20 protein-coding genes are annotated in these 24,302 nt (G+C 67.3%); 10 read left to right on the forward strand and 10 right to left on the reverse strand.

The features are described 5' to 3' along the window. Positions 1-36 precede the first annotated feature (36 nt). A complete protein-coding gene (locus ASD13_RS07865) occupies positions 37-957 on the forward strand; it encodes a diacylglycerol/lipid kinase family protein (protein ID WP_055867871.1) in 921 nt (306 codons plus the stop codon). A 34-nt stretch (positions 958-991) separates the two neighbouring features. Here ASD13_RS07865 and ASD13_RS07870 read toward each other — a convergent pair whose 3' ends face one another. Both ASD13_RS07870 and glnA read right to left on the reverse strand, forming a co-directional pair. Further along, the gene (locus ASD13_RS07870; protein ID WP_235562500.1) at positions 992-2,125 is read right to left on the reverse strand and encodes an AI-2E family transporter; all 1,134 of its coding nucleotides are present in this window, start codon (positions 2,123-2,125) and stop codon (positions 992-994) included. Positions 2,126-2,327: 202 nt separating this feature from the next. Continuing rightward, positions 2,328-3,752: a type I glutamate--ammonia ligase gene (gene glnA / locus ASD13_RS07875; protein ID WP_017830467.1), complete on the reverse strand. Its 1,425-nt coding sequence runs from the start codon at positions 3,750-3,752 to the stop codon at positions 2,328-2,330. A gap of 147 nt (positions 3,753-3,899) precedes the next feature. On the opposite strand from glnA, the gene ASD13_RS07880 reads away from it, so the two are divergent. Next, on the forward strand, positions 3,900-4,328 hold the full coding sequence (locus ASD13_RS07880; RefSeq protein ID WP_031206091.1) for an RDD family protein: 429 nt from the start codon (positions 3,900-3,902) through the stop codon (positions 4,326-4,328). A gap of 18 nt (positions 4,329-4,346) precedes the next feature. On the opposite strand, the gene ASD13_RS07885 is transcribed toward ASD13_RS07880, so the two are convergent. Continuing rightward, positions 4,347-4,835 (reverse strand): ATP-dependent zinc protease family protein, encoded by a 489-nt coding sequence (locus tag ASD13_RS07885; protein ID WP_036323483.1) that lies wholly within the window; start codon positions 4,833-4,835, stop codon positions 4,347-4,349. Positions 4,836-4,852: 17 nt separating this feature from the next. On the opposite strand from ASD13_RS07885, the gene ASD13_RS07890 reads away from it, so the two are divergent. Beyond that, on the forward strand, positions 4,853-6,040 hold the full coding sequence (locus ASD13_RS07890) for a RimK family alpha-L-glutamate ligase (RefSeq protein WP_017830470.1): 1,188 nt from the start codon (positions 4,853-4,855) through the stop codon (positions 6,038-6,040). Positions 6,041-6,099: 59 nt separating this feature from the next. Here ASD13_RS07890 and ASD13_RS07895 read toward each other — a convergent pair whose 3' ends face one another. Continuing rightward, positions 6,100-6,810 carry a DUF4191 domain-containing protein gene (locus ASD13_RS07895; protein WP_055867876.1) on the reverse strand — a complete coding sequence of 237 codons (711 nt, stop codon included), beginning with the start codon at positions 6,808-6,810 and terminating at the stop codon, positions 6,100-6,102. A gap of 161 nt (positions 6,811-6,971) precedes the next feature. Between ASD13_RS07895 and ASD13_RS07900 the strand changes: the two genes are divergently transcribed. After that, the gene (locus ASD13_RS07900; protein ID WP_055867878.1) at positions 6,972-8,447 is read left to right on the forward strand and encodes a hypothetical protein; all 1,476 of its coding nucleotides are present in this window, start codon (positions 6,972-6,974) and stop codon (positions 8,445-8,447) included. 9 nt (positions 8,448-8,456) lie between these two features. On the opposite strand, the gene sucB is transcribed toward ASD13_RS07900, so the two are convergent. The 3 genes from sucB to ASD13_RS07915 all read right to left on the reverse strand — a co-directional run bounded on the left by sucB (position 8,457) and on the right by ASD13_RS07915 (position 13,140). Then, entirely contained in the window at positions 8,457-10,223 is a 1,767-nt protein-coding gene (gene sucB, locus ASD13_RS07905; protein WP_055867880.1) for a 2-oxoglutarate dehydrogenase, E2 component, dihydrolipoamide succinyltransferase, read from the reverse strand. Between the two features lie 67 nt (positions 10,224-10,290). Then, on the reverse strand, positions 10,291-11,664 hold the full coding sequence (gene lpdA / locus ASD13_RS07910) for a dihydrolipoyl dehydrogenase (RefSeq protein WP_055867882.1): 1,374 nt from the start codon (positions 11,662-11,664) through the stop codon (positions 10,291-10,293). A gap of 3 nt (positions 11,665-11,667) precedes the next feature. Then, positions 11,668-13,140 carry a leucyl aminopeptidase gene (locus tag ASD13_RS07915; RefSeq protein ID WP_055867888.1) on the reverse strand — a complete coding sequence of 491 codons (1,473 nt, stop codon included), beginning with the start codon at positions 13,138-13,140 and terminating at the stop codon, positions 11,668-11,670. Between the two features lie 113 nt (positions 13,141-13,253). Here ASD13_RS07915 and ASD13_RS07920 point away from each other — a divergent pair, with 113 nt between their 5' ends. The 3 genes from ASD13_RS07920 to ASD13_RS07930 all read left to right on the forward strand — a co-directional run bounded on the left by ASD13_RS07920 (position 13,254) and on the right by ASD13_RS07930 (position 16,294). Continuing rightward, the gene (locus tag ASD13_RS07920) at positions 13,254-14,195 is read left to right on the forward strand and encodes a proteasome assembly chaperone family protein (protein WP_055867890.1); all 942 of its coding nucleotides are present in this window, start codon (positions 13,254-13,256) and stop codon (positions 14,193-14,195) included. A 168-nt stretch (positions 14,196-14,363) separates the two neighbouring features. Next, positions 14,364-15,602, forward strand: a complete 1,239-nt coding sequence (locus ASD13_RS07925; protein ID WP_017830477.1) for an RNA polymerase sigma factor — start codon at positions 14,364-14,366, stop codon at positions 15,600-15,602. Continuing rightward, positions 15,599-16,294: a coenzyme F420-0:L-glutamate ligase gene (locus tag ASD13_RS07930; RefSeq protein ID WP_055867893.1), complete on the forward strand. Its 696-nt coding sequence runs from the start codon at positions 15,599-15,601 to the stop codon at positions 16,292-16,294. The genes ASD13_RS07925 and ASD13_RS07930 overlap by 4 nt, the downstream gene beginning before the upstream one ends. 61 nt (positions 16,295-16,355) lie before the next feature. Here the strand turns inward: ASD13_RS07930 and ASD13_RS07935 are convergent, their stop codons facing one another. Then, the gene (locus tag ASD13_RS07935) at positions 16,356-17,372 is read right to left on the reverse strand and encodes a sugar-transfer associated ATP-grasp domain-containing protein (RefSeq protein WP_055867896.1); all 1,017 of its coding nucleotides are present in this window, start codon (positions 17,370-17,372) and stop codon (positions 16,356-16,358) included. An 80-nt stretch (positions 17,373-17,452) separates the two neighbouring features. Here ASD13_RS07935 and ASD13_RS07940 point away from each other — a divergent pair, with 80 nt between their 5' ends. Both ASD13_RS07940 and ASD13_RS07945 read left to right on the forward strand, forming a co-directional pair. Continuing rightward, complete coding sequence (locus ASD13_RS07940) at positions 17,453-18,157, forward strand: alanine racemase (protein ID WP_235562501.1); 705 nt, start codon at positions 17,453-17,455, stop codon at positions 18,155-18,157. After that, positions 18,154-19,194, forward strand: a complete 1,041-nt coding sequence (locus tag ASD13_RS07945; RefSeq protein WP_055867902.1) for an alanine racemase — start codon at positions 18,154-18,156, stop codon at positions 19,192-19,194. The genes ASD13_RS07940 and ASD13_RS07945 overlap by 4 nt, the downstream gene beginning before the upstream one ends. A gap of 45 nt (positions 19,195-19,239) precedes the next feature. Here ASD13_RS07945 and ASD13_RS07950 read toward each other — a convergent pair whose 3' ends face one another. Continuing rightward, complete coding sequence (locus tag ASD13_RS07950) at positions 19,240-19,458, reverse strand: DUF7455 domain-containing protein (RefSeq protein ID WP_021200689.1); 219 nt, start codon at positions 19,456-19,458, stop codon at positions 19,240-19,242. 181 nt (positions 19,459-19,639) lie between these two features. Between ASD13_RS07950 and ASD13_RS07955 the strand changes: the two genes are divergently transcribed. Then, entirely contained in the window at positions 19,640-21,760 is a 2,121-nt protein-coding gene (locus tag ASD13_RS07955; RefSeq protein WP_082524199.1) for a DNA topoisomerase IV subunit B, read from the forward strand. A 42-nt stretch (positions 21,761-21,802) separates the two neighbouring features. Here ASD13_RS07955 and ASD13_RS07960 read toward each other — a convergent pair whose 3' ends face one another. Beyond that, positions 21,803-24,244: a DNA gyrase/topoisomerase IV subunit A gene (locus ASD13_RS07960; protein WP_055867905.1), complete on the reverse strand. Its 2,442-nt coding sequence runs from the start codon at positions 24,242-24,244 to the stop codon at positions 21,803-21,805. Positions 24,245-24,302 lie beyond the last annotated feature (58 nt).

The following is a 24,302-nucleotide window of genomic DNA, read 5'->3' on the forward strand; positions in this document are numbered from 1 at the left end:
TTTGCGGTATCGGACGAGGTGTCCCAAGCTGACGATATGACCCACGCGCGAATCGGCATCGTCTGGAACCCTTCGAAGGTCGAGCAGGAGGTTCTGCAGACCGCGGTGAGCGGTGTGTTCGATGATCAGTACGACATCCGCTGGTGGGAGACCACTCCGGAGGACCCGGGCCGCGGCATGGCTCGCGAGGCCCGCGAGGAAGGCCGCGACATCGTGATCGCGGTCGGTGGAGACGGCACCGTGCGGGCTGTGGCCGAGTCGTTGGCGGGATCGGAGACTGCTCTCGGGATCGTGCCGCAGGGGACGGGCAACCTCCTCGCGCGCAACCTCGAGGTCCCGCTGAACAACGTGAAGGCCGCGCTGGAGCGTGTTCGCGACGCCGAGCCTCGACGCATCGACCTGGGCTGGGTCTCGTACGACGGCACCGAGCACGCGTTCGCCGTGATGGTCGGCTTCGGCGTCGATGCGCAGATGCTGGTGGAGACCGACGACGACCTCAAGTCCAAGGCCGGGTGGCTGGCCTACGTCGAGGCGATGGGCCGTGCACTGGCCGGCACCGAGATGACCGACATCACCCTGGGGATCGACGGCGAGAAGGCTGTCGCCGTGCGAGGGCACACCATGCTCATCGGCAACTGCGGCATGGTGCAGGGCGGCATCCGTCTGCTCCCGGACGCCGTTCTCGACGACGGCAAGCTCGACGTTCTCATGATCAGCGCCGATGGCGCGCTGCAGTGGCTCGACACGCTGCGCTCGTTTGTGTGGGACAACGGTATCCGCCGACTCTTCGGCGCCACGGATGAGGCCGTCAGCACCGAGTCCGCTCGTCATCTGCCCGTCGAGACCATCTCGGTCGAGCTGAAGACGCCGCTCGTGTTCGAGATCGATGGCGAGGAGATGGGCGAGGTCACCGCGTTCGACGTGCGCGTCGAGCCTGGTGCGCTGCTGGTCCGCTGAGGATCATCGAGCTCGCCGTCCCGGCGCCGTCCTCTCAGCGGGTGACGGGCGGCGGGACGATCTTCCGATCCTGCGCGGGGAAGGTCACCTTCTGAATGATGATGATGATGCTCGCGGCGACGGGGATCGCGACGAGTGCGCCCAGGATGCCGCCCAGCGCGGCACCGGCGACCGCGGCGATCACCACGAGGGCGCCGGGCACGGCGACGGCCTTGCTCATGATGCGCGGCGAGAGCACGTAGGCCTCGATCTGCATGTAGATGAGGTAATAGATGATCGCGATCAGCGCCGTCAGCGGTGAGACGAAGAGGCAGATCAGCGAGTTGATGATCGACGCGGTCAGCGTTCCGACCAACGGGATCATCGAGCCGATGAACGCGATGAGCGCGAGCAGGGCTGGCACCGGGGCGCCGATGATGCTGAGGAAGATGAGACTCAGGATTCCGTTGACGAGCGCGAGGCTCACCTGACCGATGACGTAGCGACCGACGGCGCCGGAGACGTCTTCGAGGAGGCTGCTGAAGGTGTCGCGCTGGTAGGCCGGGACGAAGCGGGCGGCGACGTGCTTCATGCTGCGCAGCGACGCCATGAAGTAGAGCGTCAGGATCAGGACGATCGTGATCCCGGTGAAGCCGCCGGCGATGCCCGCACCCACCGCGAACACGCCGCCGCCGATGTCGAGGAAGTTGTTCGGGTCCTTCACGAAGCTGAGGACGCCCTGCACGGCATCGTCGATCGTGGAGCCGAACTGACCGCTGACGTCCTTGAACCAGGCGCTGGCCATGAAGTCCTCGATCATCCGCGGGCCGTCCTTGATCAGATTGCTGATCTGCTCGACGAGGATCGGGACGATGGCGAGGATGATGCCGGCGAAAGCGAGGATGACCCCGGCCACCACGATCGTGACGGCGGCGGGGCGGGGGAGCTTCTTCTCGATGAAGGTGACGATCGGATCGAGGCCGAGCGCGAGGAACACCGCGACGCCGATGTAGACGAGCACGGTCGCGAGCTGACCGACGACGCTTCCGATACCCAGCGCCACCAGCACGCCGAGGGCACCCAGCAGTCCGAACATGAACGGGTTGGTCCTGGCGTATGCGGCGACCGCATTCGAGGGCTGCGAGGGCCGGGGGTCGGCCGGGGTGCGCAGCTCGGTGTTCGCGGTCACTCTTCTACGGCGCATGATTCCCCCGGTCGATGGTCAGACTCACCAGTTGACCACCCGGGATGCCGCGCGGTCAAGCCGATGACGCGGTGTGGCGACCTCCGGTGTTCGCGACGTCACTCGAGCGTCGATCCGACATCGCACGACAATGCGGAAGAGCCCGCCCAGCGGACGCTGAGACGGGCTCTTCGCGATGTTCTGGTCGTCAGACGCCGAAGTACAGCTCGTACTCGAACGGGTGCGGACGCTGCGCCATCGGCAGGATCTCGTTCTCGTACTTGTAGGAGATCCAGGTCTCGATGAGCTCCTTGGTGAACACGCCACCCTCGAGGAGGAACTGGTGGTCGGCCGCCAGAGCGTCGAGCGAGTCGAGCAGGGAGTTCGGGACCTGCGGGATGTCCTTGGCCTCCTCGGGGGGAAGCTCGTAGAGGTCCTTGTCGACCGGCTCGTGCGGCTCGATGCGGTTCTTGATGCCGTCGAGGCCGGCCATGAGCTGTGCGGCGAAGGCGAGGTACGGGTTGCCGGACGCGTCGGGCGCACGGAACTCGATGCGCTTGGCCTTCGGGTTCGAGCCCGTGATCGGGATGCGGATCGCGGCGGAGCGGTTTCCGGCCGAGTAGACCAGGTTGACCGGAGCCTCGAAGCCCTTGACCAGACGGTGGTAGCTGTTCAGCGTCGGGTTGGTGAAGGCGAGCAGCGCGGGCGCGTGCGCCAGGATGCCGCCGATGTACCAGCGCGCGATGTCGCTGAGCTGTCCGTAGCCGGCCTCATCGTAGAACAGCGGCTTGCCGTCGCTCCACAGCGACTGGTGGGTGTGCATGCCCGAGCCGTTGTCGCCGTAGAGGGGCTTGGGCATGAAGGTCGCGACCTTGCCCCACTCCTCGGCGGTGTTCTTGACGATGTACTTGAACTTGAGGATGTCGTCCGCCGCGTGGACCATGGTGTCGAAGCGGTAGTTGATCTCCTGCTGGCCGCCGGTGCCGACCTCGTGGTGCGAGCGCTCGAGGATGAATCCGGCGTCGATCAGCTTGAGGGTGATGTCGTCGCGCAGGTCGGCGGTCTTGTCGACCGGGCTGACCGGGAAGTAGCCGCCCTTGTACGGCGTCTTGTTGGCGAGGTTTCCGCCCTCTTCCTCGCGGCCGGTGTTCCACGCGCCCTCTTCCGAGTCGACGCTGTAGAAGCTCGAGTTCGAGGTGACGTTGTAGCGGACGTCGTCGAAGATGTAGAACTCCGCCTCGGGGGCGAAGAACGCGGTGTCGGCGATCCCGGTCGAGGTCAGGTACTTCTCGGCCTTCTTGGCGACCTGACGCGGGTCCTTCGAGTAGATCTCGCCCGTGCGCGGGTTGTAGATGTCGAACAGCATGACGAGCGTGCTCGCCTCGCGGAACGGGTCGACGTACGCCGTCGTGACGTCGGGGATGAGCTGCATGTCGGACTCGTGGATGCTGGCGAAGCCACGGATCGAGGAGCCGTCGAACAGCTGGCCGTCGGTGAAGAAAGCCTCGTCGACCGTCGATGCAGGAATGTTGAAGTGCTGCTGAACACCCGGGAGATCGGTGAAACGGATGTCAAGGAACTTGACGTCGTTCTCCTTGATGTAGGTCAGTACCTCGGACGAATCTTTGAACATGTACGACTCCTGTAATGCGGATCGATGGCTTCACGGCCACTCTGCAGAGTACGGACGGGGGATTTCTCTACGGTATCCGCTTTGTTTCGGGCGTGTTACAGGCGCGACGGCGTCAGCGCGGCATATCGCGCTGGGTAGGCTGGGGGAGTGACGGATGCTGTGAACGCGTACCCCGGTGAACGACTCGGACTCCCGGAATCCGGCTCCGGGAGCATCGCCCGCCCCGGACGCCGCATCGGCGCCCTCCTGATCGACTACGCGGCGGCGACGATCATCGCCACCGGATTCCTCGGATTCAACCAGTTCGCGCTGCCGACGGAAGCCGGCCTGAGCCAGTTCGCTCCGATGCTGGTGTTCGCGGTGCTGCAGATCGTCTTCATCCCGACCGCGGGCGGCAGCCCGGGGCACCGTATCCTCGGAATGCGTCTGGCGCGCATGGACGGCAGCTGGGTCGGGCTGTGGCGTCCGATCGTGCGCACGCTCTTGCTCGTGGTGGTCGTGCCGGCCGTGATCTGGGACGCCGATCAGCGCGGTCTGCACGACAAGGCGGTCGGCACGGTTCTGATCCGCACCTGACCACGCGGTCGGGCGGATTCAGGCGCGCCCGCGGTTGCGCCGGCGTGCCTCGCGCGGCGCCCTTCCACCGAGGAACGAGCGCGCAGGATCGACGATGTACCCGCGGCGCAGAGCCTCACGTCCGATGAGCATCCGGAAACCCATCTCGTCGCGATTGCTCAGAGTCACCTCGGCCAGCACCTCGCGGTCCACGAGACGGATGAGCAGTTCGACGACGAGTCGCTCCTGGGCATGACCGGAAGAGCTCCGTACCGCGCGACGATCGTGGACCGGCAACTCGACGACGACCGCGTCCTCTTGGCTGTCCTGCCAGGGTTTGACCTTGAAACGGACCCAGGGCTGCTCGTCCTGTTCGAACTCGACGATGTCGAAAGCGTGCAGCGACGAGGTGCGCGCACCGGTGTCGATCTTGGCTTTGAGCCAGTCGACGCCGAGATCGGGCAGGCTCACCCACTCTCGCCACCCCGTAAGGGTGTTTGAATGGGTAGACCTACTCACCTGATACATCCTGGCAGGAAATCCCCGTGAAGATCGCAGTGCTCTCCCGCGCGCCGCAGGCGTACTCCACCCAGCGGCTGCGTGCAGCCGCGCTTCAGCGCGGGCACAACGTCAAGGTGCTCAATACTTTGCGCTTCGCGATCGACCTCACCGCCGAGGAACCGGACCTGCACTATCGAGGTCGTCAGCTCAGCGACTACGACGCGATCCTGCCGCGCATCGGCAACTCGATCACATACTTCGGCACGGCCGTCGTGCGACAGTTCGAGCAGATGGACGTCTACACGCCGAACACCGCGAACGGGATCTCGAGCGCCCGCGACAAGCTGCGCGCGAACCAGATCCTCTCCCGCCACAACATCGCGATGCCGCCCACGGCATTCGTGCGCAACCGTGCGGACGTGCGCCCTGCGATCGAGCGTGTGGGTGGAGCGCCCGTGGTCATCAAGCTCCTGGAGGGCACGCAGGGGATCGGGGTCATCCTCGCACCACAGGTGAAGGTCGCCGAGGCGATCATCGAGACCCTGCACTCCACCAAGCAGAACGTGCTCATCCAGAAGTTCATCTCCGAGAGCCGTGGCCGGGACATCAGAGCGCTGGTCGTCGGCGATCGCGTCGTCGCCGCCATGCGACGATCGGCGGCAGGGGACGAGTTCCGATCGAACGTGCACCGCGGCGGTTCGGTGGAGGCCATCGAGCTCGACCCCGTCTACGAGCGCGCAGCCGTGCGCTCCGCGCAGATCATGGGCCTGCGCGTGGCCGGCGTCGACATGCTCGAAGGCGATGACGGTCCGCTGGTGATGGAGGTCAACTCCTCGCCGGGGCTGCAGGGCATCGAGACGGCGACGAAGCTCGACGTCGCGGGCGCCATCATCGACTACATCGCCGGTCAGGTGGCGTTCCCCGAGATCGACGTGCGCCAGCGCCTGACGGTCTCGACGGGCTACGGCGTCGCCGAACTCATGGTGCACGGCGCGGTCGACCTGGTCGGGAAGACTCTGGGCGAAGCAGGTCTGTGGGAACGGGACATCACGGTTCTCACGCTGCACCGCGGTGTCAGCGTGATCCCCAACCCGCGCAAGCACGTCGTGTTGGAAGCGGATGACCGCCTGTTCTGCTTCGGCAAGCTCGACGAGATGCGCTCGATGGTCCCGGAGCGTCGTCGCCGTCGTGCGAAGGTCCGTCGTCTGCCGCGGCAGCCGCTCTCCGAGTGAAACAGAGCGCGGCCGCCCTCACAGGAGGACGGCCGCGCTCGAGGCTCGTGTGCGCGAGCTCAACGAGGACGCTGGGAGCGCACCTTGGTCGGGTCGATGCCCTTCGGGATCGGCAGCGACGACAGCGACTGCGACACAGAATCCACGCGGCGGATGACGGCGGCCATCGTGGCCTTGTCGATCACCTTCGGGAGCTTCTTGATCGTCTTCGAGAGATCGGCGATCGCCACCTCGTCATCGCCGTGACCGACGTAGAGAACCGTGACGGGAACGCCGTGCGCGACGCGCTGGGCCTTGCTGCGCTCTTCGTTCACGAGGCGGGTCAGCCGACCGCGTGCGCCTTCGCCGACGACCACGATGCCACCGCGGCCGATGGTGCGGTAGACGGCTTCCTGCGTCTTCGGGTTGATGCCGACGGGCGTCTCGGACGCCTGCCAGCTGCGACCCAGGCTGGTGCTGAGCACATGACCGGTGGCGCCGGGCATGCCGTCGATCTTGCTGTACATGGCCGAGGTCGACAGGCGCGTCATCAGGAACAGGGCGCCGAGGATGCCGAGCATGAGACCGGTGATGCCCCAGAGGACGAGTGTCCAGATCTGGAAGGGCGGGATGAGATAGCCGGCGACGAGGCCGAGCAGCACGCCGCCGATGAGGATCGCGGCCTGCGCCCACGGAAGCCATGAGTAGGCCTCACGTGTGAACCGGAAGAGGGACTTGATCTGGGAGAAGAACCCAGGACGCTTTTCGGGTTCAGGAGCACTCTTTGCCATGAGGACCAGCCTACCGAGTCCGACGGCCTCGTGATGTCGACGTTCGCGCGAAGCGGAGCGGGCGCCTCTCACTCCTCCTGCACATCGGGGACTCAGCCGGAATCCGTCCGGGTCGCCTCAGAACCCGGTGACGAAAGCGCCTCCTGCGCTGTGATGGGGAGATGAACGACATCGCGATCGACGACGGCCGGGGAGCGCCACTCGTACCGGGGGCGCATCGCGTGGTGAGGACGCTCGATCCGACCGAGGGGCCGTTCTCGGGCACGCTGGTGACCCAGGGGGAAGGCGTCGCTGTGCGGATGGACGCAGCGATCCTCCGCGGCTGGGACGGATGGCGGTTCGCGGGAGCCGAGCACATCGCGGCGCCCATCGATGTCAGTCGTCGTAGGGGAGGGCACGATGCGTTGCTTCCGTGGTGCACGGAGCGGGTGCGGGGGTTCCTGGGCCGGCGATCCGCGGCGGGAGGGAACATCACTCCCGGTGAATCCAGCACGCTCGTCGTCAGCCTTCTGCGGGGTCTCGACGAGTTGGGAGAGGGTGCCGGCGGCGCACGCACCGGCACGTGGTGGCTGACAGACGGAGGGCGTCCTGTCTTCGTGCTCGGAGATGGTCCTGACGCCAGAGCAGGAGTCATGGAGATCCTCGAGAGCCTGAGGGAGCAGACTCCCGACAAAGCACTCACGCGCGTGCTGGGTGCTGTCGAGGACGGATTGGAGAAGACTCTCACCCATCCGCGACTTCCTCGCACGCTCATCGATTCGTGGGAGCGGTCGATGCTCGACATCGCGGCTCCGCAGCCGCTCGAGCGCGAACTCCACGCTCCCGAGCGCGCACGAGACCTCGCTCGCGCGACCGCGCCAGGTGTTCCCCAGGACCGTCAGGGTGCGCTCCGTCTGCGTGCGGATCGCGTCCGCACCGGTGAACCGCATCGGGCGAGCCGCAGACGGGACGCGATCCGCGATGCTCTCCGCGTGTTCGTCGAGGCGATCCATGCGCGACTGGAGGACAGGCGACGAACCCGTCCCGCTCGCACACGACCTCGGAACAGCGGGGCAGGGCAGTCTGAGACGACAGCAGACCGGCGGAAGAGATCAGTGCTGGTGGCGGGGGTGGCCGCGGCTCTGGTGCTCGCCGGAGGGCTTCTCTGGCCTGACGGCGAAGAAGCAGGGAAGGCCGACGGGGCAGCAGATGGCAGCTCTCAGACGCGGTCGTCGGCGCCGGGGGGAGATGCAGCGTCGGCGAGCACACCGCCCCCGAGAGCAGCTCCCGCGGGCGGAGAGGCCTCGAGGTCGGAGTCCTCCTCCGCCGAGGAGGATCCCCTCGGCGCCGTGCCATCTCTCCTGCGTGCGATCGCGGACTGCCGCGCCCAGGGCGATACCTCCTGCACGGATGCCGTGGCCGGCGACGCCGAGAACGTCATGGGGGCTCTTGGCAGTGTGGATCCGGTGAAGCCGAGCCCCGAACTCGTGGACGAGTACGGGGACGTCGCGGTGGTACGCCTTCGGACGAGTGGGGTGGATGACGGGGAGGGAGACGCGGAGGGGCAGGGGTCCGATCAGACGATCGTCGTCCTCATCCGCACAGAAGAGAAATGGCTGGTCCGCGACGTCTATGACGTCGCGGACCAGCCAGGATGACTCGTGCGGTCAGGCGCCGAGCTGAGCGGCGAACTGTGCCGACTCGAGGCGGGCCTTCACCGCGCCCAGGAATCGGGCTGCGTCGGCGCCGTCGATGATCCGGTGGTCGTAGGAGAGCGCGAGGTACACGTACGACCGGACGGCGATCGCATCAGCACCCCCGACCTTCACGAGACCCGGACGCTTGACGACCGTGCCGGTACCCAGGATCGCCGACTGGGGAAGGAACACGACAGGAGTGTCGAACAGGGCGCCACGCGAACCGGTGTTGGTCAGCGTGAACGTGCCGCCGGCAAGCTCATCGGGCTTCAGCTTGTTGTCGCGGGTACGCGCGGCGAGATCGGCGATCTCGTGTGCGATCTGCGCGATGTTCTTCGAAGCGGCGTCGCGCAACACCGGCGTGAGCAGACCGCGCTCGGTGTCGACGGCGATCGACACGTTCTCGCTGGCGGGGTAGACGATGTTCTCGCCGTCGACGGTCGCGTTGACGATCGGGAACGCCTGCAGCGCCTCAGCCGTGGCGAGAGCGAAGAACGGCAGGAAGGAGAGCTTGTCGCCCGTCTTCTCCAGGAACGACGCCTTCACGCTGTCGCGGTAGTCGGCGAGGGCCGTGACATCGACCTCGACGACCGTGGTCAGCTGAGCCGTCTGCTGCATCGACTCGACAGCACGCTTGGCGAGCACCTTGCGCAGACGCGACATCGGCTGCGTCGTGCCGCGCAGGGGCGAGACCTCGAGCGGAGCGGGAGCCGGGGCTGCAGCAGCAGCAGGTGCCGCCGTCGCGGTCTCCGCGGCCTTCAGCACGTCTTCCTTGCGGATACGACCACCCACACCGGTGCCGGTGACCGAAGCCAGGTCCACGCCCTGCTGCGACGCCAGACGGCGCACGAGCGGGGTCACGTAGAGGTTGTCGTTCTCTGTCGGGAGTGCGAGCTTCGTCGCGGCGGGAGCCGGGGCTGCAGCAGCAGGTGCCGGAGCCGCGGGTGCCGGAGCTGCAGCAGCAGGTGCCGGAGCTGCAGCAGGTGCCGGGGCAGCGGCGGGTGCCGGAGCGGCAGCGGGTGCCGGAGCGGCAGCGGGTGCCGGGGCAGCGGCGGGTGCCGGAGCGGCAGCGGGTGCCGGGGCCGCGGGTGCTTCGGCGGCGGGTGCGGCACCCGAGCCGACACGTGCCAGCACGGCGCCGACAGCGACGGTCTCGTCTTCGCCGGCGACGATCTCCTGCAGCACGCCGGCGACCGGCGAGGGGATCTCGGTGTCGACCTTGTCGGTGGAGATCTCCAGAAGAGCCTCGTCGACGGCGATGCTGTCACCCACCTGCTTGAGCCAGCGGGTGACGGTGCCCTCGGTGACGCTCTCACCCAGCTCGGGAAGAACGATGTCGGTCGCATCGCCGGCGGGCGCTGCGGGTGCGGCTTCTGCGGCCGGTGCTTCGGCAGCGGGTGCCGGTGCTTCAGCGGCCGGAGCCTCTGCGGCGGGGGCCGGTGCCTCTGCTGCGGCGGGGGCCGCGGCGGCGGGGGCATCTGCAGCCGGGGCCGCAGCGCTGCCATCACCGATGCGCGCGAGGAGAGCGCCGACCTCGACGGTCTCGTCCTCGGCCACGAGGATCTCCTCGATCACGCCGCTGACGGGGGAGGGGATCTCGGTGTCGACCTTGTCGGTCGAGATCTCGAGCAGGCCCTCGTCCGCATGCACGGTGTCTCCCACCTGCTTGAGCCAGCGGGTGACCGTACCCTCTGTGACGCTCTCGCCGAGAGCGGGGAGGACGACGGATGTGCTCATGACTGAGTCTCCTTCAGGAAGTTGTATGACGCTTGTCTAGCTTAGTGACTCGGGCACCGGTTGGTGCTCAGAGGGCGTGCAGGGGCTTGCCGGCCAGAGCCAGGAAGGCCTCGCCGAGCGCCTCGCTCTGGGTAGGGTGCGCGTGGATCAGAGGAGCGATGTCCTCCGGGTGCGCCTCCCAGGCGACGGCGAGCTGCCCCTCGGTGATGAGCTCGCCGACACGATCGCCGAGCAGGTGCACACCGATGACGGGCCCGTCCTTGAGACGGACGACCTTCACGAGACCACCGGTTCCGATGATCTCGCTCTTGCCGTTGCCGGCGAGGTTGTACTCGTAGGCGACGATCGCGTCCGCGCCGTGCTCGGCGGCGGCGGCGGCCTCGGTCACACCGACCGAGGCGACCTCGGGGCTCGAATACGTGACCTTGGGGATCTGCGCATCCGGGATGTTGGCAGGCGAGAGTCCGGCGATCCGTTCGGCGACCGCGATGCCCTGCTGGAATCCACGGTGCGCGAGTTGGAGGCCGGGCACGATGTCGCCGACCGCCCAGAGCCCCGGTACACCGGTGCGCAGATCTTCGTCGACGATCACGAATCCACGATCGAGGGTCACACCTGCCTCTTCGAAACCGAGATCGGCCGTGACGGGACCGCGACCGACGGCGACGAGGAGGTAGTCGGCGGTGAACTGCGTGCCGTCTTCGAGCGTCAGCGTGACGGATGACTCGTCCTGCACGACGCTCTGGAAGCGGGTGCCGAGGGAGTACTTGATGCCGCGACGACGGAATGCGCGCTCCAGTCCCTTGCTGAGGGCGATGTCCTCGTTCGGGACGAGGTGCGGGAGCGCCTCGATGATGGTGACCTCGGATCCGAAGGAGCGCCAGACGCTCGCGAACTCGACACCGATCACACCCCCTCCGAGGATGAGCACGTGGTCGGGCACGACGTCCAGAGCGAGAGCCTGCTCGCTGGTGAGGATTCGGCCGCCGATCTCGAGGCCGGGGAGGGAGCGGCTGTACGAGCCGGTGGCGAGCACCACATCCGTCCCCACGTAGACGTCGTCGCCGACGCTGACGCTGCGATCCGCGTTCAGGCGGCCGAGTCCGGCGACCGTGGTGATCCCGCGGGCCTTGACGAGTCCCTCGAGGCCCTTGAACTTCTTGGCGACGATCCCTTCGCGGTAGGCGCGGACCCCGGCGGTGTCGATGCCCTGCAGTGCTGCGGTCACGCCCACGGACGCGGCATCGCGCACATGGTCGGCGACCTCTGCGGCATGCAGCAGCGCCTTGGTCGGGATGCACCCGCGGTGCAGGCAGGTCCCTCCGACCTTGTCCTTCTCGATCAGCGCGACGGACTTGCCGAGTTCACTCGCCCGCAGTGCCGCGGCATAACCGCCGCTGCCGCCGCCCAGGACGACGATGTCGAAGGTGTGGGTTGTCATATGTCATGCCTCCGTGTGGGATGCTGCGGCGAAGGCGACGATCGATCGGACCATCGCCCCGGTGGGGCCCTTCTCAGTGAAGCCGTACGGGGCGCCGGCGTGTTCGCCGGATCCCGCGATGTCGAGGTGCACCCAAGGGATGCGCGGAGCGTCGTCGGCATCCGACGTACGACCCACGAAGCGGCGCAGGAACAGGCCGGCGTAGGAGGCGCCGCCCATCCGGTCGCCCATGTTCGCGTTCTGCAGGTCGGCGATGGGGGATTCGAGCGACTCCTCCATGTACTCCGGCAGTGGCATGTGCCATGCGGGCTCGTCGACCTGAGCGGTCGCGGAGATGAACGAGGACACGGTCTCGACGTCGCCGAAGACGCCGGTGTGCCGGTGGCCCAGTGCGGCGACGATGGCGCCCGTGAGAGTGGCCACGTCGATGATGACGTCCGGGTTCTCGCGACTCGCGGCCACGAGACCGTCTGCGAGCACGAGTCGACCCTCGGCATCGGTGTTCTGGACCTCGACCGTGGTGCCGTCGAGGATGCGGATGACGTCGCCGGGGCGCAGCGCCCTGCCCGACGGCATGTTGTCGGTGATGCAGAGCCACGCCGTCACGTGGACCGGGAGGCCGAGCGAAGCGATCGCACGGATCGCGGCGAGCGACGTCGCGGCACCCGCCATGTCGAACTTCATGCCGACCATGGACGCAGCGGGCTTGAGCGACAGGCCGCCCGTGTCGAACGTGATGCCCTTGCCGACAAGGGCGATGTGTCGCGAAGCGTCGGCGGGGGAGTAGTCGAGGCGCACGAGACGCGGGGGACGATCCGAGCCCTGCCCCACGCCCAGGATGCCGCCGAAGCCCTGCTCGGCGAGGGCCTTCTCGTCGAGGATCTCGACGGTGACGTCGAGGTCGGCGACGCTGTCGGCCGCGCTCTGCGCGAGCTGTGCGGGGCTCTGCCACTCGGCGGGAACGTTCACGAGGTCCTTGATCAGCGCGACCGCGTCGCCGATGACCTGGGCGTACTCTGCGTCTTCGTCGTCGAGTTCGGCGTGCAGGGTGACCGCAGTGGCGCGCGCCTTGCCCTTCTCCGTGCGGTATCCGTCGAACTTGTGCCCGCCGAGCACCGCTCCCTCGGCCGCTGCCGCGGCGAAAGGCTCGAGGCCTTCGGCGAGGGCCAGCGCGACGTGCTCGAAGCCGGTGAGCGTGCGCAGCGCCGTACCGGCCGCGTTGCGCACCGCTGCGGCGTCGGGCTTGGCGCCGGCGCCGACGACGGCGAACGGCAGAGACGTCACATCAGGGGCGTACACGCGGGCGAAGGATCCGGCGGAGCCGGTGAATCCGATGCCGGCCAACGTGTCGGCGAGGCCGGGGTAACCGGCCAGGGAATCCGCCGAATCGGGGAGAGCGGCGACGACGAGCACTGCGGCATCTGCAGCGCTTCCGGGGAACTGAGCGGTGGTGTGCGAGAGCACGGGAAGCGTCATACCTCCATCCTAGGATCTTCGCCGCGGCATGGTCGCGCGCCGTCCGTGCGCGTGTTCGCTCTCAGCATGACGCTCCGCGCCCCGGCATCCGGACCTGCTCGTAGCATGGAGACATGCCCTTCTCCGGTGAGATCCACGAACGCGTCGCGAATGCGCCCGCAGTGCCGCATGGCCTGCCGTTGGTGCTGCTTCTCACCGGTTTCACGGATGCGGGCAGCGCGGTCTCCGGTCTGATCGACCACTTGCGCGAGACCGCATCGCCACAGCCGGTCGTGGTGTTCGAGAACGACGCGCTGCTGGACTACCGTGCGCGTCGTCCGGTGATCTCGTTCGACCAGGACCATCTCACGGAGTTCACGCCACCACGACTCGAGCTGTCGCTGGCGACCGATGCACTCGGTCGTCCGTTCCTGCTCCTCGCCGGATACGAGCCCGACTTCGCGTGGAACCTCTTCGCGAAAACGGTTCTCGCGCTGGCGGCCGAGTTCGAGGTCTCGGGCCTGCACTGGGTGCATTCGATCGCGATGCCGGTACCCCACACGCGCCCGATCGGCACGACGGTCAGCGGCAATCGCCGAGAGCTCACCGTGGCGCACTCCGTGTGGCGTCCGCGCACGCAGGTCCCGGCGACAGCGGGGCACCTGCTCGAATTCCGCTTCGTCGAGCGCGGCGATCGAGCCGTCGGCTTCGTTCTGCTGGTTCCCCACTACCTCGCCGAGACCGAGAATCCCGACGCGGTCATCGCGGCGGCGGAGCGGCTGATGGCGTCGACCGGACTCGTGCTCATGCTGGATGCCGTCCAGGAGCGCCGCGAGGACTATCTGACGCGGGTCGACGAGCAGGTCGCCGGGAACGACGAACTGCAGCAGATGGTCCACAATCTCGAGCGCCGCTACGACGCGTACATGGCGGGACGAAACCCCGACGACGACTCCTACGACGAGGGCGGTTTCAGCGAGCGCGACCTTCCCAGTGCCGATGAGCTGGCCGCGGAGCTGGAGCGCTACCTGGCCTCGCGCCCGTCCGGCGACGAGGACAAGCCCGGTCGCGGTTGAGGCGGATCCGCGAGAACTTCGTCGGAATGCGTCCGCATCGCCACACGTGTGCGATACTAGGACTCTGACCCGTTGTCAATCAGTGTTTTCGAGCGCTGGACTTGACAAGGGTCTTACTAGTGTCCGAAATGTCCCGGGGCTACACAGCAGCTCCGTGAAAGGCGAAACGTGACTCCTGCCACGACGAAGAACACCCGGACGAAGAAGGCTGCCGAAGAGACGACCGCCGACGCTCCGGTCGAGGCCGATGCGCCCGAGAAACCCGCGCCCCTGAGCGCGGCGAAGCGTGCGGCAGCGAAGCGCGCCCCCGTCAAGAAGAAGAAGTCCGAGGACGTCGTCGAAGAAGACGAGGCTCCCGCAGCTGCCGCTGTAGAGGATGACGAGGACGAGGACGCCAAGCCGAAGTTCACCGAGCCGCTGCCGACCGGCGCGATCGTCATCTCGTCGAACGACGACGAAGACGTCCCCGTCTACTCGACGCAGATCACCGGTGCGACGGCCGACCCTGTCAAGGACTACCTGAAGCAGATCGGAAAGGTCGCGCTCCTGAACGCGGCCGAAGAGGTCGAGCTCGCGATGCGCATCGAGGCGGGTCTGTTCGCCGAGGAGAAGCTGTCGGCGATGACCGCGGCCGAGAAGACGAGCCAGCTCGGTCTCGACCTGCAGTGGGTCGCCCGCGACGGTCAGCGTGCCAAGAGCCACCTGCTGGGTGCGAACCTGCGACTCGTCGTCTCGCTCGCCAAGCGCTACACCGGCCGCGGCATGCAGTTCCTGGATCTGATCCAGGAGGGCAACCTCGGTCTGATCCGCGCTGTCGAGAAGTTCGACTACACCAAGGGCTTCAAGTTCTCGACCTACGCCACCTGGTGGATCCGTCAGGCGATCACCCGCGCCATGGCCGACCAGGCCCGTACCATCCGCATCCCGGTGCACATGGTCGAGGTCATCAACAAGCTCGCGCGAGTGCAGCGTCAGATGCTGCAGGACCTCGGCCGCGAACCCACTCCGGAAGAGCTCAGCCGTGAGCTCGACATGACGCCCGAGAAGGTCGTCGAGGTGCAGAAGTACGGCCGTGAGCCGATCTCGCTGCACACTCCGCTGGGTGAAGACGGCGACAGCGAGTTCGGTGATCTCATCGAGGACACCGAGGCCGTGGTCCCCGCCGACGCCGTGGGCTTCACCATGCTGCAGCGTCAGCTGGAGCAGCTGCTCGACTCGCTGTCCGAGCGTGAGGCGGGTGTCATCCGCATGCGCTTCGGCCTGGGCGACGGTCAGCCGAAGACGCTCGACCAGATCGGCGACACGTTCGGTGTGACGCGTGAGCGCATCCGCCAGATCGAGTCCAAGACGATGGCGAAGCTGCGTCACCCGAGCCGCTCGCAGTCCCTGCGGGACTACCTCGAATGAGTCAGGCGAACGACGGCAAGGCGCTCGAGGCGAGCGTCGACGGCAAGAGCTACGCACGCATCCCGCTGCGCACCCGCGTGGTCATGCCCGAGGACGACCTCGACGCGATCATCACGGAGTACGCCAAGGACGCCGTGCAGCCGGGCGACCTGCTGTTCGTGACCGAGAAGATCGTGGCGATCACCCAGGGGCGGTCCTACCGTCTCGACGAGATCAAGCCGCGCAAGCTCGCGCTCTTCCTCTCGAAGTACGTCACCCGCACGCCGTACGGCATCGGACTCGGCATGCCCGAGACGATGGAGATGGCGCTGCGGGAGTGCGGCACCCCGCGTATCCTGTTCGCGTCCGCCGTGGCGGCGGTGACCAAGGCTTTCGGCCGTCGTGGTGACTTCTACCGCATCGCCGGAGACAAGGCACGCGCGATCGACGGTCCGACCAAGCACACCATCCCTCCTTACAACGAGGCCGTCGTGCTCGGACCCAAGGATCCCGACGGCGTGGCCGCACGTGTGAAGGCGCTGATCGGCGGTCAGGCGGAGGTGGCGGTGGTCGACATCAACGATCTCGGCGGCAACATCCTCGGTTCGACGCTCGACAAGGACGCAGAGCGTCGCCTCGTCAAGATCCTCGGCGACAACCCGCTCGGACAGGGCCTGGAGTCGACGCCGCTCGGTATCGTCCGCGCGGTCTGATCCGCTCAGATCCACGAAGAAGGCCCCGGATGCTCAGCATCCGGGGCCTTCTTCGTGTGTCTCAGAAGCCGATGACCTCGCGGTAGCGAGGCTTGTGCCCCGTGCGGATGCCGGTGACGCTGGGCTTGTTCTCGTACACGCCGGCTCCCCAGTTGCCCTCGACGAGCACGGGCCCGTCCGGGGAGACCACGATGTCCCAGCCGACGTACTGCACCTGCGGCACGACGCGGGCGACCTCGTCGATGAACGCGCGCACCTCGTCCATGTAGGGAAGCTGGAAGTCGGCGATGCGGAAGCCTGAGTCCGGATGCGTCTCGTGCACGTGGCCGTGCGAGTCGTACCCTGCGCCGACGGCATGACCGTTCTCGTCGAGCATCGTGTAGAAGCCGCCGAACGTCATCTGGTCGCTCACGGCACCACGCCCGAACTTCTGGGCCATCGCGAGGATATGGGCCTTCTCGCCGTCGAAGAACGCCGTGATCCGGGTGGTGTTCACCGTGCCGGGGCACACGGCTGCGAGGGCGTCGTGCTGACGGATGACTTCCTCGATCAGGAGTTCGCCGCGGGCCAGCAGCCCACGGTGGAACTCGTCCCAGTCGGCGATGTCGGCGGCGTGATAGCGGTGCACTCCGGTGCCCGCCTGGCCCACCGGCTCTTTGGTGACGATCGTTCCGAGGCGCTGGGTGAGCTCGCGAACAGCGTCGGCGTTGCCCTCCTCGACGACCATCCACTCACGATGCAGATGGTCGGAGAACTGCTTGTCGAACTCGACCTTGTCCTGGAAGATCCAGCGATAGTCCGGGTGGTCGTACCGCTGGGAGAGCTGGTTCGAGACCGGATGCGTCATGTACGTCGCGCGCTCGGCCTTCGTCAGCATCGCGAAGTCGTAGTCGATGTAGTCCTGGAACCCGACGTTGTGGCGCGCGGCCGACCAGAGCATGTCGACGACGATCGCGGGGACCGCCTTGTGGTGCTGCTCGGAGGCCTCTTTGGCGCGTTCCACCACCGATCCGACGTCGATGCGGCGGGCACGTCCCATCAGATAGCGGATGCGGGGCGTGAGGGAAAGACGAGACATGAGGCTCCAGGGTCGGGGTCCCCACCAGTCTACGGGGGCCGGGGAGGCCGACCTGGGAGCCGGAAGCTAGGCTGGAACACGTGTGTGACACGACTTCCAGCTCCCTGCCGCGTGCGATGATCTCCCGCTCCGCCTTGGCGGCAGGAGCGTCGGCGGCGGTGGCAGCCGGTGGTCGTGTGGCCGATCTCCGCCGCGACGCGTGGGGTCACGGCGTCCTCGCCGTCGCCCAGGTCGTGACCGCGGCCGGTGCCGAACATGTGCTCGTCGATGCCCAGGGCGAGGTCGAGGCACTGCAGCTCGAGGGAATCCACGGTGTCACGACCGGAGAGCCCGATATCGACGCGTCTCTCCTCTACGGCATCCCCGATTCGGACCGAGAGCTCGCGACACGACCGGTCATGCGGTTGACCGGCCGAGTCCTGTCGACCAAGCGCCTTCGGCCGGGAGATGCCGTCTCCTACGGCTACACCTACCGTGCGTCCCGGGACACCGTGGTGGCGCTCGTGACCGGCGGCTACGCACAGGGCATCGTGCGCGCGCTCGGCAATCACGCCGAGGTGGAGATCGATGGTGTGAGCAGGCCCATCGTCGGGCGCGTCGCCATGGACGTCTGCGTCGTCGACCTCCAGGGCGCCGACGTCGCGGCAGGCACGGAAGTCACCTACTTCGGCGGCGAGGGACCGGCGTCGTCAGGGATCTCGCGGTGGGCCGCCGTCACCCGGATGAGTGCGGCCGAGCTCATCACCGTCGCCGGCGCTCATGCCGTGCGGGGGTGGGAGGCATGAGTCGCCCCGAACTGCGTCTGAGCAGCAGCGTCTTCCGAGCGAACATCGATGCGGTGCGCGCCCGAGTCGACCCGTCGACGTTGATGCTCGTGCTCAAGGACGATGCGTACGGTCACGGTCTCTCCTGGGCGGTGGATGCCGCGGTGCACGCGGGAATCGAGTGGTTCGGAAGCTACGACATCCGCACCGGTCTCTCCGTCCGCAGGATCGCCGGCGGCGATGCCAGGATCTTCGCCTGGGTCACATCGACGGATGAAGAGATCGACCATGCGCTGATGCAGAGTATCGACCTCGGCGTCGGCACGATCGACTATCTGCGGCGGATCATCGCGCGCGCCGAGGCGCTCGGACGATCTGCACGCGTGCACCTCAAGATCGACACGGGTCTGCACCGCAACGGGATCCTCCCGGAGGACTGGGCGGTGGCTGTGGCGGAAGCGCGCGGAGCCGAGCAGGCGGGGCTCCTGGAGTTCGCTGGCGTGTGGAGCCATATCGCGGAGGCGAGTGACGCCGACGACGACATCGCCCACGAGGCGTTCCTCGACGCGGTCCGCGTCGTCCGGGAGTCGGGCGCGAGCCCCGCGGCGCTTCACCTGACCGCCTCGGCGGCTTCGTGGTGGCGTCCCGAGCTGCGGGGAACGGTCTCACGCATCGGAGCGTTCTGCTACGGCATCCGATCAGCGGAGGGACCGGAACTCGACGGCATCCGCCCGGCCGCGAGCCTCGTCGCGACGGTCGTCGACCTCCACGGGGATCGGGTATCGATCGGGATCGGCAGCTTCGACGGCCTCCCCTCCACACTCTCCGGAAGCCGCGTCGGAACCTCCGGCGGAGCACGGACGCTCGTGTCGGTGGGACACACCTCATCGGTCGTCGAGGGGTGGCCGGGAGCGCGGGTCGGTGACGAGGTCGTCGTGTTCGGCGCTGGTGAGCGCGGAGAGACGTCGGCGACGACTCTCGCCGAGCGCATCGACACCGTGGGAGAAGAGATCCTCACCCGGCTCACGCCGCGCGTGCGCAGAGTCGTCGCCGACTGATCTGCCTCGGCTGACCACGGTCAGCCGAGGGGAGTCAGGATGCGATCAGACCGTCTCGACGAGGCGGGCCGTCTCGTCGTGCCAGCTGGTGGCGATGCTGCGGAGCTTCTCTTCGTACTTGCGACCATGGTGGGCGCAGAACAGGAGCTCGGACCCGTTGACCTCAGCGGCGATGTACGCCTGAGCGCCGCAGGAATCACAACGATCCATGGCTGTCAGGCGGAACTCGACGGTGGAGGTGTCACGTTCGGTCGTTGCGTTCATCTCGGTGCCTCCTCGGGTGTCGGCTTCGCTGGGGGATTTGGTCAATCCAACCACGCTCCACCTGTACGCATGCCCGGTTTGCGGCGTGTTTCGCTCAGCGCGTACGCGACCCCCGCCGAGTGGCCTCCCGCGGGGAGTGTCTGCGGAGTCCGGGGAGCTCACGAGATTAGACTCGGAGATTGTGAATGCCGAGTACTCCGCCCATCATCTCCAGGTGCTTGAAGGCCTCGAGGCCGTCCGCAAGCGCCCAGGGATGTACATCGGGTCCAACGGCTCGCCCGGGCTCATGCACTGCCTCTGGGAGATCATCGACAACTCCGTCGACGAGGCGGTCGCCGGCAACGGCACGAAGATCGACATCATCCTGCATGCCGACGGCAGCGTCGAGGTGCACGACCGTGGGCGCGGCATCCCGGTCGATGTGGAACCGCGCACCGGGTTGACCGGTGTCGAGGTGGTTTACACGAAGCTGCACGCCGGCGGCAAGTTCGGTGGCGGCTCCTACGCGGCATCCGGTGGTCTGCACGGCGTGGGCGCTTCCGTGGTGAACGCGCTCTCCGAGCGCCTCGACGTCGAGGTCGACCGCGGAGGCAAGACCTATGCGATGTCGTTCCATCGCGGCGAGCCCGGCATCTTCGCGGACTCGGGGGAGAAGCGCCCGGACGCTCCTTTCACACCGTTCCAGGAGAAGAGCGAACTGCGGGTGATCGGCAAGGCGCCCCGCGGCGTGACCGGCACCCGGGTGCGCTACTGGGCCGATCGGCAGATCTTCACCAAGGATGCGGCCTTCCAGCTGTCCGAGCTGGAGACCCGCGCCCGTCAGACCGCCTTCCTGGTGCCGGGGCTCGAGATCGAGGTCGCCGACAAGCGCACGAATCGTCCTGACGCCCCGGAGCTCGGTTCCGAGGACGCGGATTCCCCCGGAACCGTGACCTCCTACCTCTATGAAGGCGGTATCTCGGAGTTCGTCGACTACCTCGCCGTCGACCCGCCGATCACCGACAACTGGCGCATCCAGGGTGAGGGAACGTTCAAGGAGACGGTTCCGGTCCTGCAGGCCGACGGACACATGATCGCCACCGAGGTGGAGCGTGTGTGCGCCGTCGACATCGCAATGCGGTGGGGCACGGGCTACGACACCAAGGTGCGCTCCTTCGTCAACATCATCGCGACGCCCAAGGGTGGAACCCATCAGCAGGGCTTCGAGCAGGAGCTCCTCAAGGTGCTCCGCGCGCAGGTCGAGCAGAACGCCCGCCGTCTCAAGGTCGGCAACGACAAGCTCGAGAAGGACGACGTCCTCGCCGGATTGACGGCCGTGCTCACGGTCAACGTGCCCGAACCGCAGTTCGAGGGGCAGACCAAGGAGATTCTCGGCACCCCTGCGGTCCGGCAGATCGTGGCTCAGGTGATCCGCAAGGACCTGGCGCAGCGCTTCAGCTCCACCAAGCGCGACGACAAGAACCAGGCGTCCCAGCTGCTGGACAAGGTCGTCTCCGAGATGAAGGCACGCGTCTCGGCGCGTGCGCACAAGGAGACTCAGCGTCGGAAGAACGCGCTGGAGTCGTCGACTCTTCCGACGAAGCTCGTCGACTGCCGCACCAACGAGGTCGAGCGCAGCGAGCTCTTCATCGTCGAGGGCGACTCGGCGCTCGGCACCGCCAAGAATGCGCGCAACAGCGAGTTCCAGGCCCTGCTGCCGATTCGAGGGAAGATCCTCAACGTGCAGAAGGCCTCCGTGGGCGACATGCTCTCGAACACCGAGTGCGCATCGATCATCCAGGTCATCGGGGCCGGCTCAGGGCGGACCTTCGACATCGACGCGGCGCGCTACGGCAAGATCATCCTGATGAGCGATGCCGACGTCGACGGTGCCCACATCCGCACCCTGCTGCTCACCCTGTTCTTCCGCTACATGCGACCGCTGATCGAGCACGGCCGCGTGTTCGCCGCCGTACCGCCGTTGCATCGAATCATCGTGATGAACCCCGGATCGAAGCCGAACGAGACGATCTACACCTACAGCGAGCAGGAGATGCACACGCTGCTGGCGAAGCTCCGCAAGGCGGGCAAGCGCTGGCACGAGCCGATCCAGCGCTACAAGGGTCTCGGAGAGATGGACGCCGAGCAGCTGGCGAACACCACCATGGACCGCTCCGGTCGTCTTCTGCGTCGTGTGCGCATGGAGGATGCGGAGGCCGCGGGGCGCGTGTTCGAGCTCCTGATGGGCAACGAGGTCGCTCCGCGTCGCGAGTTCATCATCGACTCTTCCGACCGGCTGTCGCGCGAGTCGATCGACGCGTGAGGAGATCCGGAGGCCGGCGGTGACCCGCAGCCTCCGGATCGCTCAGACGAGTGTGCGGCCGATGCTGCCGATGACGCCGTCGATGGGCTGACCAGAGGCGTCGCGGCGTGCTCCCGCTTCGGGGAGCTTGCGCACGGCACCGGTCGGATCGACCGCCTGCGGAGGGTTCGGACCCACCCAGGCGACCGTCAACCGGTCCTCGCCCTTCAAGAAGGAATGCGCGCGGACGCCACCGGTCGCGCGGCCCTTGGCGGGGTACTCCGCGAACGACGACACCTTGGCCCGGCCGGGGTCGGTACCGGGGAGGATGCTCTCTCCACCCGACACCGTGGCGACGACGGCATCCGCAGACGGATCGACCACACCGAAGAAGAGCACGGATGCCCCCGAGCCGAGCTTGACTCCCGCCATTCCGCCGGCCGGTGCTCCCTGCGGGCGCACCGCCGACGCCGGGAAGTGCAGCAGCTGGGCGTCGGTCGTCACGAACACCAGCTCGGCGTCGTCCGGGGCCTCAGCCGCTCCCACGACCGTGTCTCCCGGCTTCATTCCGATGACCTCGAGGTCGGGACGCACAGGCAGGCTCGAGGGAACGATGCGCTTGACCGTGCCCTGCGCCGTGCCGAGTGCGATCGGCGTCTCACTGTCGAAACGCACGAACCCGACCACGCGTTCACCCTTGGTCGTGATGCCGAGGTAGTCGCGCAGCGGGGTGCCGGCGGCGAGCTGCACGGAGGTGGCGGGCACGGACGGGAGGTCGACGGGGGAGAAGCGCACGACGCGGCCGAGGCTGGTGAGTGCTCCGAGTTCGGCTCTGACCGTGGTCTCGACCGTCGTCAGGATCGCGTCGTGCTTGCTGCGCCTGGCGGGGACGGAGAGCTCCTGGCCTTCGCCGAGGTCGACGCGGACCGTGCGACCTGTGGTGGAGAGCACCAGCACGGTCGGTGCGTCGGCGATCTGCAGGTCGACCGCGCCCTTGGTGGCGCGGGGCTTGGGAGGAGCGGCGTTCATCAGCAGCGTCCGCCGGGGGGTGCCGTATGCCTCGGCTGCGGCGTCGAGTTCCTTGGCCACAGCGGCGCGCAGCAGCACGGGGCTGCCGAGGAGTTCGCGGAGGGCAGCGATCTCGGCCAGCAACGCATCGCGTTCGGTCTCGAGCTCGATCCGGGAGAACTTCGTCAGGCGGCGCAGACGCAGCTCGAGGATGTACTCCGCCTGGAGCTCGCTCAGGTCGAAGACAGATCGCAGTCGCGCACGGGCCTGCTCCGAGTCGTCGGACGAGCGGATGACCTGGATGACCTCATCGATGTCGAGGATCGCGATGAGCAGACCCTCCACGAGGTGCAGACGCTCCTCGCGACGCTTCAGGCGGTAGCGGCTGCGACGGGTGATGACCTCGAGGCGGTGGCCGACGTAGACGCTCAGCATCTCCTTGAGGCCGAGCGTGCGCGGCTGGCCCTCGACCAGGGCGACGTTGTTGATGCTGAAGGAGTCTTCCAACGGGGTCAGGCGGTAGAGCTGTTCGAGCACCGCGTTCGGGTCGAAGCCGGTCTTGATGCCGATCGCGACGCGCAGCCCGTGATTGCGGTCGGTGAGGTCGGTGACGTCGCTGATGCCCTGCAGCTTCTTCGCCTGCACCGCGTCGCGGATCTTCTCGAGCAGTCGTTCCGGACCGACCATGTACGGCAGCTCCGACACGATGATGCCGGTGCGCCGGGGACCGAGAGGCTCGATCGACGTCTTGCCCCGGACCTTCAGAGCCCCGCGTCCGTTCGTGTAGGCGTCTTTGACGCCGTCGAGTCCCATCAGGATTCCGCCAGAGGGGAAGTCGGGACCGGGAACGAACTCCATCAACTCCTCGGTGGTCGCATCCGGGTGCTCGAGCAGGTGCGTGGCCGCCGCGACCACCTCGATGAGGTTGTGCGGCGCCATGTTGGTGGCCATACCCACGGCGATACCGCTCGCACCGTTGACCAGGAGATTGGGGAAGGCCGCCGGCAGCACGGCGGGCTGCTGGAACTGACCGTCGTAGTTCGGGATGAAGTCGACGACATCCTCGTCGAGGTTCTCGGTGAGCGCCAGGGCAGCGGCGGCGAGCCGTGCCTCGGTGTAGCGGGCCGCGGCGGGCCCGTCGTCGAGGGATCCGAAGTTTCCGTGCCCGTCGACCAGGGGAACGCGCAGGGCCCACTCTTGAGCGAGGCGCACCAGGGCGTCGTAGATCGCGGAGTCGCCGTGGGGGTGCAGCTTTCCCATCACCTCGCCGACGACGCGCGCGCTCTTGACGTGCCCGCGGTCGGGGCGCAGGCCCATCTCCGCCATCTGGTAGAGGATGCGGCGTTGCACGGGCTTCAGACCATCGCGCGCGTCGGGCAGAGCGCGCGAGTAGATCACCGAATATGCGTACTCGAGGAACGAGCCCTGCATCTCGGTGGAGAGGTCGATGTCCTGGATGCGCTCCTCGACAGGCTCGGGCGGCGGGGTTTTCGGCATGGACTTCCTGAGGGCATACGGGAGCCTGTGTCAGACTGGCTCGGATGTCCTTCATGCT

The organism is Microbacterium sp. Root1433D1, assembly GCF_001426835.1.
GTDB lineage: Bacteria > Actinomycetota > Actinomycetes > Actinomycetales > Microbacteriaceae > Microbacterium > Microbacterium maritypicum.